Here is a 17,352-nt window from a genome sequence, read left to right on the forward strand (position 1 = left end):
ATGGATTAACATTCAACTCTTCTTATATGTGTAAGAAGAGTTTTTTGTCTAGAAAGGGGGGAGCAAAGTGAAATTTGATGTGGCGTATTTTTTAGAAAGTTTTCCGCAATTATTTAAGTATGTATACATAACTTTAGGGATTACTGTTGTTTCAATGATTATTTCTTTCGTTATAGGGATTGGCCTGGCGATCATTACAAAAAACAAAACGGAATTGTTATATCCAATTGCAAGGGTGTATATCTCTTTCTTTAGAGGAACACCGTTATTAGTTCAATTGTTTGTGTTGTATTTCGGATTGCCACAAATATTTCCGACTTTTACAGTACTTACAGCTATGCAAGCAACTTTAATTGGTCTCAGTTTAAATAATGCTGCTTATTTGTCAGAGATAATTCGAGGTTCATTAAATGCTGTAGAATCAGGACAAATGGATGCTTGTTTATCCGTAGGAATGACAAAAGCACAAGCGATGCGACAAATCATCTTTCCGCAGGCTATTCGTGTAGCTGTGCCGTCACTTGGAAATAATTTTGTTGGATTGTTAAAAGAATCTTCGTTATCTTTTGCACTTGGGGTAGCTGAAATTTTAGCGCAAGCGAAAATGCTAGCGGCGCAATCGTATCGTTATATGGAAAGTTATTTAGCGGTAGCGATTGTGTATTGGGTTATTACAATCGTAATTAGCTGGGGACAGAAAAAGTTGGAGAAGAAACTTGACGCACCGTATCTATAACAGAAATGAGGTGATATATGTGATTGAGATAAGTGATTTGTATAAATCCTATAAAAATAATGAAGTACTAAAAGGGATCTCACTTGCTGTGAAAAAAGGGGAAGTGGTAGTAATTATTGGACCTTCTGGTTCAGGGAAATCGACATTGCTGAGATGTTTGAATTTATTAGAACAACCGGATGATGGGAGTATTAGAATTGAAGATTTAGAGATTCATACGAAAAAACTTTATAAAAAAGAAATAATACGATTACGCCAAAAAACAGCTATGGTTTTTCAAAACTACAATTTATTTAAAAATAAAACAGCATTGAAAAATATTACAACGCCATTAACGGTTGTACAGAAAAAAAGTGAAGAAGAGGCAAAGGGAATAGCGAGAGAAATATTAAAACAAGTAGGCTTAGCTGGTAAAGAAGATTTTTATCCGGCAATGTTATCCGGCGGGCAACAGCAAAGGATTGGGATTGCTAGAGCAATGGCTTTAAATCCAGCTGTACTTTTGTTTGATGAACCGACTTCAGCACTTGATCCAGAATTAGTTAATGAGGTATTGCAAGTTATTAAAGAATTGGCAAGACAGCATATAACGATGGTTATTGTTACACATGAAATGAATTTTGCAAAAGAGGTGGCGGATCGCATTATATTTATGGCTGATGGAATTATCGTAGAGCAGGGAACGCCAGAAGAGATTTTCCGAAACCCACAAAATGAACGTACGAAAAAGTTTTTACGGCAATTAAATGCTTCTGAAGAAGGCAATCATTTCGTTATTTAGGAGGAAGAGTTATGAAAAAATCGTCATTATTACTAACATTAGCATTAACGGTATCGACAGGGATTTTGTCTGCTTGTGGTTCTAATGCAGCAAGTGAAAAAACAAATGAAAAAGTAGTGAAAGTTGGGACTTCTGCAGGTCGTAGCCCATTTATTTTTAAAGAAGGTGAAAAAGTAAAAGGTTTTGATGCTGAAATTATTGAAGCGGCTGCTAAAAAGGCTGGATATAAAGTAGAATGGAATATTTCTGATTTTGAAGGATTATTCGGTTTATTAGATTCAGGCCGTATTGATACGATTGCAAATGAACTATCAGTTTCTCCAGAAAGAAAAAAGAAATATGACTTTTCAATCCCATATGTGTATTCAGGCTCTGTTTTCGCGGTGAAGAAAGATAATAAAACAATTAAGTCGCTAGAAGATTTAAAAGGAAAGACGGTAGGAGTTGGGCTTGGCACAGCAGGAGAACAAGAGTTAAAAGCATTAAACAAAGATAATGTCTTTACAATTAAAACGTTCTCAGAAGATCCAACAGCGGAATTGAATGAAGTAGGGCTGGGGCGTGTCGATGCTTATTATAATGATAAAGTTCAAGTGGAAACAACAATCACAAAGGCGAAACTAGATAATGTGAAAGTGGGATTTGGTCCACTTGAATGGGGAGAGATCGCATTTCCATTTGCAAAAAAGAGTGAAAAGTTAGAAGATATAAATAAGGCGCTAAAAGAATTAGAACAAGATGGAACATTAAGCGAAATATCGAAAAAATGGCTAAAAGTTGATGCTACAAAAAAACAAAATTAAGGTGTATTCGTTGAATAGGGCTATTGCCTATCAACTTATATAAAAAACTAAAGGAAACTGGAGAGGAAGTTATTCATGGTACAAATTCATCCAAAAACACGTATTGGTCATGTGGAATTTAAAGTGAAAGATTTAGAGCGTCAAATTGTTTTCTATGAGAATGTAGTAGGCTTAGAAGTAATTAAGCAAGAGGGGAATAAAGCATATTTAGCTGGAAAAGGTGGTAAGAATGCTTTACTCGTTCTTGAGCAGGTGGAAGATGCAGCGCTTCAAGAACCACGTACGACGGGTATATATCATGTCGCCTTTTTAGTTCCAACTCGTGAAGCTTTTGCTTCGGCACTATTTGGTGTTAAAAGGTAATTGATAGTCCGATTGAGCAAGAAGGACGTTATACATATTCAAATGAAATTTTACCAATTTCAAGGTTTAATAGCGCAAGTGATCATACGTATAGTGAGGCGTTTTATTTACAAGACTTAGAGGGTAATGGTATCGAAGTATATGCAGACCGTCCGCGTGATCAGTGGGGAGAGGGACTAGGAGGAAGTACGCCACTTGATTTAAAAGAACTAGCAAAGCTCGTTGATTATGAGTTTGATGGATTACCTGCTGACACTGTCGTTGGGCACGTACATTTACGAATAGCTGATGTCGAGAAGTCACATGAGTTTTATGTAGATACAGTAGGTTTTGAAGTACAACAGCGTGAAGATGATTGCTTATTTATTTCGGCAGGAGGTTATCATCACCATATCGGTGCAAATACGTGGAATGGGGTAAATAACCCGCATCCACCAGTACATGCAACGGGACTAAAAGTGTATACGATTGTACTGCCTCATAAAGAAGCGTTAGATGAAGTAAAAGAAAGATTAGTAGAAAAACAACATGAAATAAATGAAACTACAAATGTATTTACGGTAGTAGATCCGAGTGGTATTACAGTGCAGTTTGAAATAGAAGCAGTATAAAAGGAACCAGAAAGTGTGTAATCACTTTCTGGATTTTTTTTGATTATTTAGAGTTCAATCCAATACCTTCTCACAACATTACCATCTTCTTCAGTGTAATCTTCATCACGGAGACCACCGTTATGTAAAATCGTTTTCTCTGAAGCAGTATTCACTTCATCGCAAACGACAAGTGCTTTCGTGATGTTTAATTCCTTCGTTTTCTCCAATGATAACTCGAGTAGTTTCGTAGCATAACCTTTTCTTCTTTCAGAAGGGCGAATGCCATAACCGATATGACCGCCAGCATGAAATAAATGCTCTGTTAAACTATGGCGAATATTAACGGCTCCTACAACTCTATTTTCGTTTGTGACGAGCCAATAAGTAGAATCTGGCACCCAAGTTTTAGGTATGTTTATTCCGTTATGTGCGTCGTGTAATTCTTGAATCATTACCGTGAAATCGGAAGGGTCTTTTGAAATAACCCACGGAATCATCGTTTCACCACTATCTTTCCATTCGTTATAAAAATCTAAATATTCTTCTTGTAAATCAGTAGTAGGTGTAATTAAAGATACATTCATCATTTGTAATCTCCTTTATTTCAACAAAATTTCAGCATAAAAAGAAAGTGATTTATAACTTTCTCAACCTCATTTCATATGCCATTTTCAACTGCAAGTAAATTACACGTTTCACTTTGAAGATTTTCGTATGAAAAGTAGGTCAGTTTATTTATGCTAATATTTAAAATATTAACATAAATAAACTGGAATATTAAATGTATTTTAATAAAATGCTTTTATATCGATGGATAGATACATGTGATAATTTTCGTTTTATCTCTCTATAATGAATAAAAGGGGGAAGGGCTCGTGAGTTTAGATATTGATTTTATTATACGAATAGGGGTTGCTGGATTATTAGGAGCGATGATCGGTATTGAAAGAGAAATTCGTTCAAAAGAGGCAGGATTAAAAACGCATTTTTTAGTAGCGGTAGGAAGTGCTTTAATAATGGTTGTTTCGAAATATGCTTTTTCAGATATTGTGTTTGAAGACCATATGTCTCTTGATCCGAGTCGTATTGCAGCACAAGTTGTGAGTGGAGTAGGGTTTTTAGGTGCAGGTACAATTATTATTCAAAAGCAGGCAGTGAAAGGATTAACGACAGCGGCTGGTTTATGGGCAACTGCAGGAATTGGATTAGCAATTGGTGCAGGCATGTACGTAGTAGGAGTTGGAGCTACGATTCTCGTTTTAATTGGTTTAGAGATTGTAAGCCGTATTTTTAAGGTGCAATTTTTATTTCCACAAAATATATCAGTGCAAATGTGTATGAATAAACACGAAGCAGTTCAGCAAATATTAGAAATGTTACAAGCGAAAGCCATTCCAATCCTTTCGTATGAAGTTGATGTTTTACAGCAAGAGGAGGGAGTATTCTATAAAGTAGGAATGCAACTAAAAAATATATCGGCAGAAGAAAAGAATACATTCATTCAACATATGCAATCGTTACCGGAAATTACGTTTATAAAGCTAAAATCATAATAATGAAAAAGTGGGATAAATAATAGCGGGAATTTCGCTATTATTTATTCTTTTTTGACATAAATCGCAGAAGAAGTCAAGAATCGATGTTACTTTAAATAGATAAATGTGTAAACGTTTTCAAAGTTTTTCTCAATACATAATAAATAGTCAGAATAGTAAAAAAATGGAGCGGGACACTAAAAAATGTAAGGTAGGGGAGAGTATGAAAGGCTATTCGAAAAAAATGTTAGTAGGGGTAAGTTTTGCTAGTTTACTGTTAGGTAGCTTTCAAGGGAACATATCGGCAGAGGATACTAAGGGGGAACAAGTTTCTTATCGCAATGTGCTCAAAATGGAGCCGGTTGGTGTACAACTGCCAGTGCAAGAATTAGCTCATTCATCGAAAGTGCTCGAAAGCAAGTCTTTTGAGAAAAGGCTACAATTTGCTGATTTATCGCAAAGACCGCCTGAAGTAAAAAAGGAAAGTAAGCAATTAGCTGTGGCGAAAACTTATACAATTGCTGAATTAAATCAATTAAGTAATCAGCAGTTAGTAGATTTGCTCGTAACAATTGATGGGGAACAAATTACGGGGCTATTTCAGTTTAATAAGGACAGCCTTGCATTCTATCAAAATGATAGTAGGATGCAGGCGATTATTGATAAATTGAAGCAGCAAGGACAAGCTTATACGAAGGATGATTCAAAAGGGATTGAAACGTTAGTAGAGGTATTGCGCTCTGGGTTTTATTTAGGGTTTTATAATGCAGAATTAAGTAAACTTAATGAGCGGAGCTATCATGACAAGTGCTTGCCTGCATTGAAATCGATTTCCCAAAACCAAAATTTCAAACTCGGTACGTTAGAACAAAATAAAGTTGTATCATCATATGGGAAATTAATAGGAAACGCTTCTAGTGATGCGGAAACGATTTCATCAGCTGCGAACATTTTCAAGCAATATAATGATAATCTTTCTACATTTATAGATAATCGTTCATCAGGTAATGCAGTGTACGATATTATGCAAGGTGTCGATTATGATATTCAGTCGTATTTGTACGATACGAATAAAGCACCGAAAGATACAATGTGGTATCAAAAAATAGATAGTTATATTAATGAGTTAAGTAGATTTGCGTTAATGGGAACGATTACAGCGAAAAACGGATGGCTTATTAATAATGGGATCTATTATACAGGTAGACTCGGTATGTTCCATAGTACAGGGACGAAAGGATTGCAAGTTGTAACAGATGCGATGAAAATCTATCCTTATTTAGGTGAGCAATATTTCGTAGCAGCTGAGCAAATTACGACGAATTATGGCGGGAAAGATGCAAATGGTAACGTTGTTAATTTAGATCAAATACGAGAAGATGGGAAGAAAAAGTATTTGCCGAAAACGTATACATTTGATGATGGAGCAATTGTTTTAAAAGCTGGAGATAAAGTGACAGAAGAAAAAGTAAAACGGTTATATTGGGCGGCAAAAGAAGTGAAGGCTCAATTCCATCGTACTGTGGAAAGTGATCAGCCTTTAGAAAAAGGGAATCCTGATGATGTATTAACGATGGTTATTTACAATAGTCCAGCTGAATATCAATTTAACCGTCAATTGTACGGATATGAAACGAATAACGGCGGCCTTTATATAGAAGGAACAGGTACGTTCTTTACTTATGAACGTACACCCGAGGAAAGTATTTATAGTTTAGAAGAATTGTTCCGACATGAGTTCACGCATTACTTACAAGGTAGATATGAAGTGCCAGGACTTTGGGGACAAGGTAAATTATATGAAAATGAGAGATTATCTTGGTTTGAAGAAGGAAATGCTGAGTTTTTTGCAGGGGCAACGAGAACGGATAATGTTGTACCGAGAAAGAGCATTATAGGAGGACTATCTTCAAATCCAGCAGAACGTTATACGGCAGAGCGAACGTTAAATGCAAAGTATGGAACGTGGGATTTCTATAATTATTCCTTCGCTTTACAATCATATATGTACAATAAGAGATATGATATGTTTGACAAAATTCATGACCTTATTAGGAAAAATGATGTGACAGCATATGATGCATACCGCTCTGCTTTAAGTAAAGATGCAAATTTAAATAAAGAGTATCAAGACTATATGCAAATGTTAGTAGATAATCGTGAGAAATATAATGTGCCACTCGTGTCAGATGATTATTTAGCAACTCATGCACCGAAACCAGTTTCGGATATTGCGGCAGAAATTACAGCGGAAGCGAAATTAAATAATGTATCAGTAAAGAAAAATAAATCACAGTTCTTTAATACATTTACACTGCAAGGAACGTATACAGGTACTGCTGCAAAAGGAGAAAATGAAGACTGGAAAACAATTACGCAAAACGTTAATGATACGTTAAAACGTTTAAGTGCAAAAGAATGGACAGGCTATAAAACAGTAACAGCTTACTTTGTGAATTACCGTGTAAATGCATCAGGGCAATTTGAGTATGACGTTGTGTTCCACGGCATTAACACAGAAGAAGGTGCAGTGAATAAAGTGCCAGTTGCGGTTATAAATGGTCCGTATAGCGGAAATGTGAATGAAGCAATCTCGTTTAAAAGCGATGGATCAAAAGATGAAGATGGGAAAATTGCTTCTTATAAATGGGAGTTTGGCGATGGTACTGTAAGTAGTGAACAAAATCCAACTCACGTATATACAAATGAAGGAACATATACAGCGAAATTAACAGTAACAGATGATAAGGGAGCAGCTAATACGAATACAACAAGCGTGACAGTTCAAAAGAAAGAAGATAACAGTGTAGAACAAGAGCCAAATAATTCATTTAAAACAGCGAATAAACTGCAGTTAAATCAAGTTTTACGTGCTAGTTTAGGAAATGGTGATACAAGTGATTACTTTGAAATAAATGTAGAAATTGCGAAAAACCTTCAAATTAATGTAACGAAGGAAAATAATATCGGAGTAAACTGAGTGCTTTATTCAGAAGCAGATTTAAATAATTATATTACGTATGCTCAGCCGCAAGGGAATAAATTAGTAGGCAGCTACTATACGTATCCAGGGAAGTATTATTTACATGTATATCAGTATGGTGGGGGAACAGGGAATTATACGGTAGAAGTGAAATAGTAAAAGGGTCGCCGTGAATGGCGACCTTTTTTATTATGCGTTATACCCAAATAATTTTAGATCTTCTCCTGAGTCTGAAATTATTTTTTCGAATCGTAATCCTACTTTTTCTAAAAGCTTTCCTGAAACAGTGTTATCTATAGAAGTAATTGCTACAATTCGTTTCATTCCTAGCTTCTGTACACCGTATTCCATTACAGCAGAAGCTGATTCATAGCCGTATCCTTTCGAACGGAATTTTTCTAAAAAGGCAAATCCGATATCAACGTCTTCTAACGAGTCTCTTTTAATAAGACCGCACATACCAAGTGGAGTAAGATCTTCTTTTCGTTCTACTAAGTAAAGACCAAATCCAATTTTGTTATACATAGCGATTGGGCCGTTTAAAATATAATTTTTAGCATCTTCTAAGTTTCTAACCCCTTTATCGCCAATAAACTGAATCCATGCAGGATCATTTACTAACTCGAGAATAAACGGAGCATCTTTTACGTCGAACCAGCGAAGAGTGAGTCGTTCAGTTTCAAGAACTATCAATCTATTGCACCACCTTTAAAAGTTATAACAATTAGTATGGATTGTGCAAAATAAAAGTGCAAGTTATTTTAATTGATCTCTACTTGTTCACATAAAGTTCGATTGTTTTGTATAGAAGGATATTTTATAATTAGGATTGATTGTAAAGAGTGAGATACTTATACAATGACTCTTAGGAAACTAGGAGTTTTTACTATATAACTATCATTATTACTAAATATAACACACTACACATTCTACTTAAGGAGGTACATAATGAAGAAATTATATAATGCATCGTTTACTTATTTAATCATTGGTTTATTGTCAGGGATATTCGCTAGGGAGTATGGAAAATATAAAGGGATTCTAGGATCTACACTATTAAATCTTTTGCATACACACACTCTCGTACTTGGATTTTTCTTCTTTTTAATTGCTTTAGGATTAGCAAAAGTATTTGCGTTTCATGAAGTGAAAGGATTTAATAACTGGTTTATCTTACATAATATTGCGTTAACATTAATGTTAGGCTCGCTGGCAGCGAGAGGGCTTCTTCAATTAAATGGAGCGGACTTTAAAGGGTTAACTTATATTGTAGGTTTCTCTCACTCAATGATGGCATTTACTTTAGTTTGGTTTATGATTTTATTGAAGAAATCGTCTGAAATCTAGTTTTATAAAAAAGATCTTGTAGGGAATACTGCAAGTTCTTTTTTTATATGAAATTATATGAATCTTACTATTCTGATTATTTTGTATAAAAATGGTATAATTATTGTGGAGTAAATAATATAAAAGGGGAGCTCGTTATGGAAATAACAATTGAACGTTTAGTAAATGAATTAAAGGATGTACTTCCTGAAGAGCAAGTAGTGGTTAATAAGACAGTTAGAGAGTTACATAGTAAAGATGAATCTTACCATACTAGTAGTTTACCTGATGTAGTTGTTTATCCAAAGACGGCTGAGGAAGTTAGCGAGATTATGAAAGTAGCGAGTCAGCATGGAAAGGCTGTCGTTCCATTTGGAGTGGGCTCCAGCTTAGAGGGGCATATAATTCCGTATGAAAAGGGGATTACGGTTGATTTTTCATTAATGAACAAAATACTTGAAATAAGAGAGAAAGATTTTCTTGTAAAAGTACAACCGGGGGTGACTCGTTCTCAGCTCAATAAAGAATTGAAAAAGTATGGCTTATTTTTTAGTGTAGATCCAGGTGCAGATGCAACATTAGGAGGAATGGCTGCTACGAATGCGAGCGGAACGACAGCGGTTAAGTATGGCGTAATGCGTGATCAAGTTCGGGATTTAGAAGTGGTACTTGCTGATGGACAAGTGATACATACTGGCAATTTAGCGGCGAAGTCATCATCAGGTTATCATTTAAATGGTATTTTCGTAGGATCAGAAGGTACGCTTGGATGCTTTACAGAGCTAACATTAAAAGTATACGGCATACCAGAACATGTTATGGCTGCGAGAGCATCGTTTCCAACTATAAATGATGCAGTAGAAGCTGTTATTAATATACTGCAAGCTGGTATTCCAATTGCGAGAATAGAACTTGTTGATGAACTATCTATGAAACAAGTAAATCATTATAATGAAACAAATTACAGAGAAGAACCAACACTGTTTTTAGAGTTTCACGGAAATGAAGCAGGGCTAACGCAAGATATTGAATTTACGAAGGAAATTGTTTTTGATCATAAATGTAAAGAAGTTGCTTTTGAAACTGAAACAGCGGCGAGAAATAAATTGTGGGATGCAAGACATAACTTAGCTTATTCTTACGTTCATAGTTATTCAGGTAAAAAGCTAATGAGTACGGATGTTTGTTTACCAATTTCAGAATTAGCTGGTGCCATACAACATGCGAAAGAGACATTAGATAAAGTTGGTCTTGTTGGTGGTATTCTTGGTCATGTAGGAGACGGGAATTTTCACGTGCTCTTAATGGTTGATCCAAATGATAAAGATGAAGTGAAAAAAGCGGATGAAATAAATGAAAGTATCGTTCTGTATGCTCTTAAGCGTGGCGGAACGTGCACAGGAGAGCACGGCGTTGGAATAGGGAAGCAGAAGTATCAAGAAGAAGAACATGGGGCTGCGCTTTTAGTAATGGAAAAAATAAAGAAAGCTCTTGATCCGCAAAATATTTTAAATCCGAATAAAATTTTTAAGTTAAAAGATAAGGAATGATGAAGTTTGGAGAAACGAATTATACACTTTGAAGGATTGGTCGTCTTATTAGCTGCGGTTTATATATATGCATTATGTGGATTTAGCTGGCTATTATTTATCGTATTACTTTTTGCGCCTGATTTAGCGATGGTGGCGTACGCTATTAACAAACGTGTAGGTGCACAAATTTATAATCTATTTCACACATACATCATATCAATATTACTTGTTTTAATAGGGGTCTATTTTAAGGTGGATACAATTTTAATGGTTGGTTTAATATGGACAGCACATATTGGGATGGATCGAATGCTTGGGTATGGATTGAAGTATGAGACTGATTTTAAGGATACTCATATTCAGAGGTTATAAAAGTGATTTAAGAAGGAGGGATCAATTGAAACGATTTATTACTATTGAGAAATATAATACACAATGGGATAGTGAATTTTGTAAATTACAGACGTTTATTAATAACGTAATGGGAGAACACATTTTTTCTATAGAGCACGTTGGGAGTACATCCGTTAAAGGGCTTACTTCTAAACCAATATTGGATATAGATGTTGTAATAGAAGATTATGATGTTTTTCCAAAAGTAATAAAGAACCTTGAAAAGATAGGTTATTTTCATCAAGAAGAGTGGAGTTTTAAAGGGAGAGAAGCTTTTGGGAGAAAGAATCAATATGTTCCGAGGGATGGAAAGTATACAATTTGGATGGAACATCATTTATATGTATGTGATAAGAATAGTGAAGAGTTAAGAAGGCATGTAGTATTTCGGGATTATCTTCGTGAACATCCAGATGTTGTTATTGAATATGGGAAGTTAAAGAAAGAGTTAGCAGAAACGGCGGAAAATCGCTCAAGTTATAGCTTGGGTAAAACGGAATTCATTGAAGCTGTATTAGAAAAAGCTATGAAGGATAGTTGAATAAGGGAGTTTGGATCAATAAAAAAATTGACTAAGGTGGCAGAAATTATATAATGCCACCTATTATTTTTGAAGAAGAGGTTTTATTATATGCACTGACTTTATAAAACAATTACAATCTGTCCCTGCCAAATAATAAATTACATAAATATAATGGGAAATAAGAAGACAAGAAAAGGGGAAGTTTATGTATATACCAAAATATTTCACTATACAAGATGAAGAGACGAAGTACGAAATTATTGAACAAAATGGTTTTGCAACTTTATTTTCTCAACATAACGGAGCACCATATGCAACACATTTGCCGTTATTGTTAGATCGAGAAGCTCGCATTTTATATGGTCATTTTGCACGTTCAAATGAGCAGTGGAAAGATAGTGGAAATCAACAAGTGTTAGCTGTTTTTCAAGGGCCACATAGTTACATCTCTCCGTCATGGTATGAAACAAATAAAGCAGTACCAACATGGAACTATGTTGTGGTGCATGTATATGGAGAGTTAGAAATTGTTGAAGATGAACAGGAATTAATAGATTCTCTTCAAGATTTAGTACATAAATATGAAAATCCAAAGAGCACCTACTCACTGAATGATGTAGATCCGAATTATATTGAAGGATTAAGTAAAGGTATAGTTGGTTTTAAAATTAAGATTAGCAAGATAGAAGGAAAAGCGAAGTTAAGTCAAAATCATTCTGTGGAGAGAAGAGGATTAGTTATAGAAGAACTTGAGAAGGTTGGGAGTGAAGGGAGTAGGGGGATTGCAGGGTTGATGAAGAAGGGTGTTTAAAATAATGGTGGAGTGTGAATACACATTTATAAAGTGTTAATATATTGTATTTATAGATTTTTATAGTGATTTAGACGCTGTATTTATGGGTGGCAATTTTCTTTAGTGTTTTAAAAAAATTACAGCATGTGATTAATTTAATGGATTTAATGTTAAATAAATGTTGAGAAATATTAATGAGATATTTATATCTTAATATCTATTTGTTATTATTTATGTGAGAATATTCAAAAAAAGGGGATCTTATGAACATTCCAGTGAAGGGAAGCGAACAGGTTACAAAGCAACTTAATGAATGGTATCAAGCAATGTTACAACAACAATTGTCAAAAGCAACTAATTTAAAACAAGAAATTGATAAAAATATTGATGTTTTGAAACAAGAATCAAATAAAATGTTGCAAGAACAAAATTTATTATATTATTTCTTACTAGATTTTCGTTATAAAACGCTTGTTGATAGATTTAGTATCACAAAGAGAAGCTTTGACGAAATAGATTCTTTTAAAATTCCGACGGATGGTTTCTTATCTTATTATTACCATTTTTGTAAAGCGGTATATGCTACTATACTTAAAGATTATAAAGAAGCGAAAAAATATTATGAAAAAGCCGAGTTTTTTTTGAAAGACGTTCCAGAAGAAATCGAACAAGCTGAATTTCAATCTAAGTTAGCCTTATTCTATCATAATAATAATGAACCACTTTTAGCTATTCACTATGCAACTATTTCAAAAGATATCTTCTCTAAACACCAAGGTTATGAAAGTAATACTGCTTCTTGCGAAAATACTATTGGAATGAGTTGTGTATCTCTAAAACAGTTTGAACAGGCCGAGGAACATTTAAATTCTGCATTAAATTTATTACAAAAAAATAATGAAGAAAGATTAATTTCATTCGTGCGGCACAACTTAGGGTGGCTATATGCAAATCAAAACCTTTCTGAATTAGCTATCCGTCACTTATCAGAAGTAACAGAGAACATACCTAATCATTTCAAAGCTGTTTTTTTACAAGCTAGGGAATATTCTAAGTTAGGTGAAACAAATGTATCTTCTACCCTTATTGAAAAAGGATTGGAACTTTGTTCAGAAGTAGAGAATGAAGAATATACACATCATTTCAATATTTTAAAAACATTAAATAATAATGTGACTATCGAGGAATTAAAAAGGGTAATTGTTACAGGGATTTCTTATTTCAAAGAAGAGAATCTTTCTTATTATGTAGAAGAATATGCTGAGGTGATGGCAGCTAGGTTATATGAGGTATGTGATTATAAAACGTCTAGTGAATATTTTTGTTTAAGTCTTGAAGCAAGAAAAACAAATTTAGCTAAAGGGGCGTTAAAATAATGAAGAAACTGAGTTTAATGGTAATGAGTTTAGCTGTTACAGGTATTACAGTTTTTACGATAAATACTACTCCAAAGATTCAACAAACAGCAACCGCAAATACTGTCGTCAATAAGTTACAATCGACTCACGGAGAAGGGTGGTCTCCAACGAGACCTGAGTTAGTATACTTAGAGGGAAGACAACTCTAAAGTATTATTTTAAGAGTGCTAGCTTTAGTTGATATTATTTACTGGCTTGTAAACATTAAAGGTTTACAAGCCAGTTTTTTTTGTTAGAGCTACCTTCACATTATGTTGAAAGTAATCCGTCATAATTTTAAAATATTGTAATGAATTTTAATAAAAGATTGTTGAGGAATATAGTGAAGATATTGGAACATGCAAATTCTCATTAGTGATATTAAAATGGATTCATTCTCTTCTCCTTTATTTTTTATCAATATTTGTACAATAGCTGGATTTTTATATTCGAGAATAGTTGTTCCTTATCGATGTACCTGGATATAATAAGAAAAAATGAAGATTGAATAGAAGAATTTTAATAGAACAGTTACCAAGTTAACGCATTAGGAAAGAAATAGGTAGGAAGTAAAGAGCTCTCCTTTGTTCGTGACAGCTTGTTTGGTGTATGTACCTTTTTCGCATGGGAGGAAATTGATAGAGGTGATAATATACAACTGTAATCACATAGAATATGCTAACGATATGTAATACATAAAAGAAACGCAAACTAGAGTATTAAATTACGTTTTTTTACAAGATGGAGAAAAAAGTAGAGAAGGTGTTTTTATACGAAAACACCTTTTCTATTTATAATGTTCCTTTATGAAAAATAACGAATCGTGTACTTGAATTTAGTGGGAATTACACTAATAAATAATACAATTAGGAGCAGAAAAACAGTCTTAGTGCTCTAAATCACGTCCCGCAAAAAGTCCTATAAGGACGATTAGTCGGCGCAGGAGGTGTACAGTAATTCGCTTGTTCTGGAGAATATTCATAAGGATTTGCTAAAGTTTCAAGAAGTTTCTCCATTACGCTATAGTCTCCATCTTTAACAGCTGCTTCTAGTGCTTCTTCTACTCTGTGGTTCCTGGGGATGATTACTGGGTTGTTATTTTTCATTAATTTGTATGCATCATCTTTCGATTCTTTTTGTCTTTCTAACCGAGATTGCCATAGCTCGTACCATTCTTTAAATTCAGGACTTTCAAATAAAGGTGTATTTTCTAATGTAGTGTCAGTTAATGCACGGAATGTATTTGTATAATCTGCTTTATATTTTTCCATTGCTTTTAAAAGTTTCTCAATAAGTGATTGATCTTGCTCTTCATTGCTAAATAGTCCTAATTTCTTCTTCATTCCGAGGAACCAATTGTTTTCGTACTGCACGCTGAACTTTGAAATTTCATCTTGTGCAATCTTTAGCGCTGCTTCTTCATCTTCGTGTAGAATCGGCATTAAAGACTCAGCTAATCGTGCAAGGTCCCATGCAGCCATATACGGCTGATTTCCAAATGCGTAGCGGCCCTTTACATCAATAGAGCTAAATACTGTTCCTTGGTCATAACTATCCATAAAGGCACAAGGACCGTAATCAATCGTTTCACCGCTAATCGTTATATTGTCAGTATTCATTACGCCGTGAATGAAGCCGACGAGTTGCCATTTGGCGATGAGGCTGGCTTGTTTCTTAATAACTTCTTGTAGTAATGAAACGTATGGATTTTCAGTAGATTCAATTTCTGGATAATGTCTTTTTATCGTATAGTCAGCTAACGCTTTGAGATCCTCGATTGAGCCGCGAGTAGCGGCATATTGGAATGTTCCAACGCGTATATGACTGCTTGCAACTCTAGTTAAAATAGCTCCAGGTAGCTTTGTTTCGCGATATATTGGTTCGCCAGTTGAGACTACTGCTAAGCTACGAGTTGTGGGAATATCAAGCGCGTACATCGCTTCACTAATAATATATTCACGTAGCATCGGACCGAGCGCAGCACGGCCATCACCACGGCGAGAGTATGGAGTTGGACCGGAACCTTTCAGCTGAATATCAAAGCGTTCGCCTGAAGGAGTAATTTGTTCTCCAATTAAAAGGGCACGGCCATCTCCTAACATGTTGAAATGACCAAATTGGTGTCCAGCATATGCTTGAGCTAGCGGGTGAGCTCCTTCTGGAATTGCATTACCAGCGAGAATAGCAATTTCAGCTTCCTTTTTTAGTTCCTCAGGATTAAAGCCAAGAGATATTGCCAATGAGTTATTTAGTTTAATTAACTCCGGTGAGCTTACAGGAGTTGGGGGGATTTCTGTATAAAATGATTGTGGTAATGTAGTATAACTAGTATTTAAATTCCAACCAGCTTCATTATTTTTAGTCATTTTATCTCCTCCTTTTTATTATGTATTTGTACTTATGTATTCTTTGCAAGCTTAACTAAAAGTATTATATGGAATCTCCCCTTGCAATCTATTGTAAAGACTTCATTACACGGTGTCTATTTAACAGCAAATACAAAAACTCCATTTTTCAAAAAGATTGATCAAAATGGAGTTTTGTTATCATTCATTATTGAGCGAACTACATAGTAAACTTGCTTTGTTTAATTATTATTTGATTTTTACAATTATTTTACCTTTTGCTCTTCCAGACTCCGAATATTCCATTGCTTTTTGAGCATCTTCAAAAGGAAAAACTCGATCGATTATAGGTTTGATTTTTCCGGATTCAATATAGTTTGCAATTATACGTAATTGATCCCCACTTGGCTTCATAAATAAAAACGAATATTGAGAATTATGCTTTTTTTCAAGGGTAGTAAGTTTATTACTTGCTAATGAAAATAAGAGAGTTTTAAAAAATCCTGAACCAAATTCTTTACCGAAGCGAGCATTCGGTATTCCTGAAACGGAAACAATTTCCCCTCCGCTTTTTATAATATCGAATGATTTTTCAAGGGTTTTCCCGCCGATTGTATCAAATACAGCATCATAATTTTTTAGTATATCTTCAAATTTCTCTGTTTTGTAATTAATAATTTCATCTGCACCAAGAGATTTTACTAAATTCGCCCCAGCTTCACTAGCAGTCGTTGCAACAGTAGCACCCATTATTTTTGCTAACTGAATAGCGAAAGTACCGACACCACCGGATCCAGCGTGAATCAAAATCTTTTGTCCTTTTTGTAATTGCATGATGTCATGTAATGCTTGATATGATGTTAAGCCAACAAGTGGAATCGAAGCAGCTTCCTCAAAACTTAAATTTTTTGGCTTTAAGGCTATATCATCCTCATGAATGGCTATATATTCCGCAAAAGTACCGATTTTACCTTTTCTTGGACGTGCATATATTTCATCACCAACTTTAAAGCGGGTCACTTTTGCTCCAACCTTTACGATGACACCGGAAAAGTCATTCCCAAGGATTAGGGGCATTTTATATTTAAGCAACATCTTCACTTTTCCATCGCGTATTTTAAAATCAATTGGGTTAATACTAGCTGCATGAATTTCTGCGAGCACCTCATACTCATTTATTTCAGGAGTGGGCATCTCTGTCATACGCATTGGGACTTTCCCATATTTATCAATTACCATTGCTCTCATT

15 protein-coding genes and 2 pseudogenes are annotated in these 17,352 nt (G+C 34.7%); 13 read left to right on the forward strand and 4 right to left on the reverse strand.

Annotated features, from left to right (window positions below):
* Positions 1 to 67 precede the first annotated feature (67 nt).
* From MR071_RS06445 to MR071_RS06460, 4 genes and pseudogenes are all read left to right on the forward strand, one after another.
* Entirely contained in the window at positions 68 to 736 is a 669-nt protein-coding gene (locus MR071_RS06445) for an amino acid ABC transporter permease (RefSeq protein WP_105585223.1), read from the forward strand.
* A gap of 19 nt (positions 737 to 755) precedes the next feature.
* Positions 756 to 1,517, forward strand: coding sequence for an amino acid ABC transporter ATP-binding protein (locus MR071_RS06450; protein WP_242235439.1), 762 nt, complete (start codon positions 756 to 758; stop codon positions 1,515 to 1,517).
* A gap of 11 nt (positions 1,518 to 1,528) precedes the next feature.
* Positions 1,529 to 2,320 (forward strand): amino acid ABC transporter substrate-binding protein, encoded by a 792-nt coding sequence (locus tag MR071_RS06455; protein ID WP_105585221.1) that lies wholly within the window; start codon positions 1,529 to 1,531, stop codon positions 2,318 to 2,320.
* A 75-nt stretch (positions 2,321 to 2,395) separates the two neighbouring features.
* Positions 2,396 to 3,294: pseudogene (locus MR071_RS06460) on the forward strand (VOC family protein).
* A 47-nt stretch (positions 3,295 to 3,341) separates the two neighbouring features.
* On the opposite strand, the gene MR071_RS06465 reads toward MR071_RS06460, so the two are convergent.
* Positions 3,342 to 3,860: a GNAT family N-acetyltransferase gene (locus MR071_RS06465; protein ID WP_105585436.1), complete on the reverse strand. Its 519-nt coding sequence runs from the start codon at positions 3,858 to 3,860 to the stop codon at positions 3,342 to 3,344.
* Positions 3,861 to 4,151: 291 nt separating this feature from the next.
* Here MR071_RS06465 and MR071_RS06470 point away from each other — a divergent pair, with 291 nt between their 5' ends.
* Positions 4,152 to 4,829: an MgtC/SapB family protein gene (locus MR071_RS06470; RefSeq protein WP_105585219.1), complete on the forward strand. Its 678-nt coding sequence runs from the start codon at positions 4,152 to 4,154 to the stop codon at positions 4,827 to 4,829.
* A gap of 205 nt (positions 4,830 to 5,034) precedes the next feature.
* Positions 5,035 to 7,950 (forward strand): annotated as a pseudogene (gene colA / locus MR071_RS06475) (collagenase ColA).
* A gap of 33 nt (positions 7,951 to 7,983) precedes the next feature.
* Here colA and MR071_RS06480 read toward each other — a convergent pair.
* A complete protein-coding gene (locus MR071_RS06480) occupies positions 7,984 to 8,487 on the reverse strand; it encodes a GNAT family N-acetyltransferase (RefSeq protein WP_105585217.1) in 504 nt (167 codons plus the stop codon).
* 255 nt (positions 8,488 to 8,742) lie between these two features.
* On the opposite strand from MR071_RS06480, the gene MR071_RS06485 reads away from it, so the two are divergent.
* From MR071_RS06485 to MR071_RS06515, 7 genes are all read left to right on the forward strand, one after another.
* Positions 8,743 to 9,141 carry a DUF2871 family protein gene (locus MR071_RS06485; RefSeq protein WP_242235441.1) on the forward strand — a complete coding sequence of 133 codons (399 nt, stop codon included), beginning with the start codon at positions 8,743 to 8,745 and terminating at the stop codon, positions 9,139 to 9,141.
* A 137-nt stretch (positions 9,142 to 9,278) separates the two neighbouring features.
* Complete coding sequence (locus tag MR071_RS06490) at positions 9,279 to 10,670, forward strand: FAD-binding oxidoreductase (protein WP_105585216.1); 1,392 nt, start codon at positions 9,279 to 9,281, stop codon at positions 10,668 to 10,670.
* Between the two features lie 6 nt (positions 10,671 to 10,676).
* Positions 10,677 to 11,024, forward strand: a complete 348-nt coding sequence (locus MR071_RS06495) for a DUF4260 domain-containing protein (protein WP_105585215.1) — start codon at positions 10,677 to 10,679, stop codon at positions 11,022 to 11,024.
* Between the two features lie 25 nt (positions 11,025 to 11,049).
* Positions 11,050 to 11,586 (forward strand): GrpB family protein, encoded by a 537-nt coding sequence (locus MR071_RS06500; protein WP_105585214.1) that lies wholly within the window; start codon positions 11,050 to 11,052, stop codon positions 11,584 to 11,586.
* Positions 11,587 to 11,773: 187 nt separating this feature from the next.
* A complete protein-coding gene (locus tag MR071_RS06505; RefSeq protein WP_242235443.1) occupies positions 11,774 to 12,379 on the forward strand; it encodes an FMN-binding negative transcriptional regulator in 606 nt (201 codons plus the stop codon).
* Positions 12,380 to 12,624: 245 nt separating this feature from the next.
* Positions 12,625 to 13,737 carry a response regulator aspartate phosphatase gene (locus MR071_RS06510; RefSeq protein WP_105585212.1) on the forward strand — a complete coding sequence of 371 codons (1,113 nt, stop codon included), beginning with the start codon at positions 12,625 to 12,627 and terminating at the stop codon, positions 13,735 to 13,737.
* Positions 13,737 to 13,928, forward strand: a complete 192-nt coding sequence (locus MR071_RS06515) for a Phr family secreted Rap phosphatase inhibitor (RefSeq protein ID WP_002165311.1) — start codon at positions 13,737 to 13,739, stop codon at positions 13,926 to 13,928. Before MR071_RS06510 ends, MR071_RS06515 begins: the two co-directional genes overlap by 1 nt.
* Positions 13,929 to 14,657: 729 nt before the next feature.
* Here MR071_RS06515 and MR071_RS06520 read toward each other — a convergent pair.
* Positions 14,658 to 16,124 carry a protein adenylyltransferase SelO gene (locus MR071_RS06520; protein WP_105585211.1) on the reverse strand — a complete coding sequence of 489 codons (1,467 nt, stop codon included), beginning with the start codon at positions 16,122 to 16,124 and terminating at the stop codon, positions 14,658 to 14,660.
* Between the two features lie 228 nt (positions 16,125 to 16,352).
* A complete protein-coding gene (locus MR071_RS06525) occupies positions 16,353 to 17,351 on the reverse strand; it encodes an NADP-dependent oxidoreductase (RefSeq protein ID WP_105585210.1) in 999 nt (332 codons plus the stop codon).
* Between the last annotated feature and the right edge of the window lies 1 nt (position 17,352).

It is taken from the genome of Bacillus cereus group sp. BfR-BA-01316 (assembly GCF_022664195.1).
GTDB lineage: Bacteria > Bacillota > Bacilli > Bacillales > Bacillaceae_G > Bacillus_A.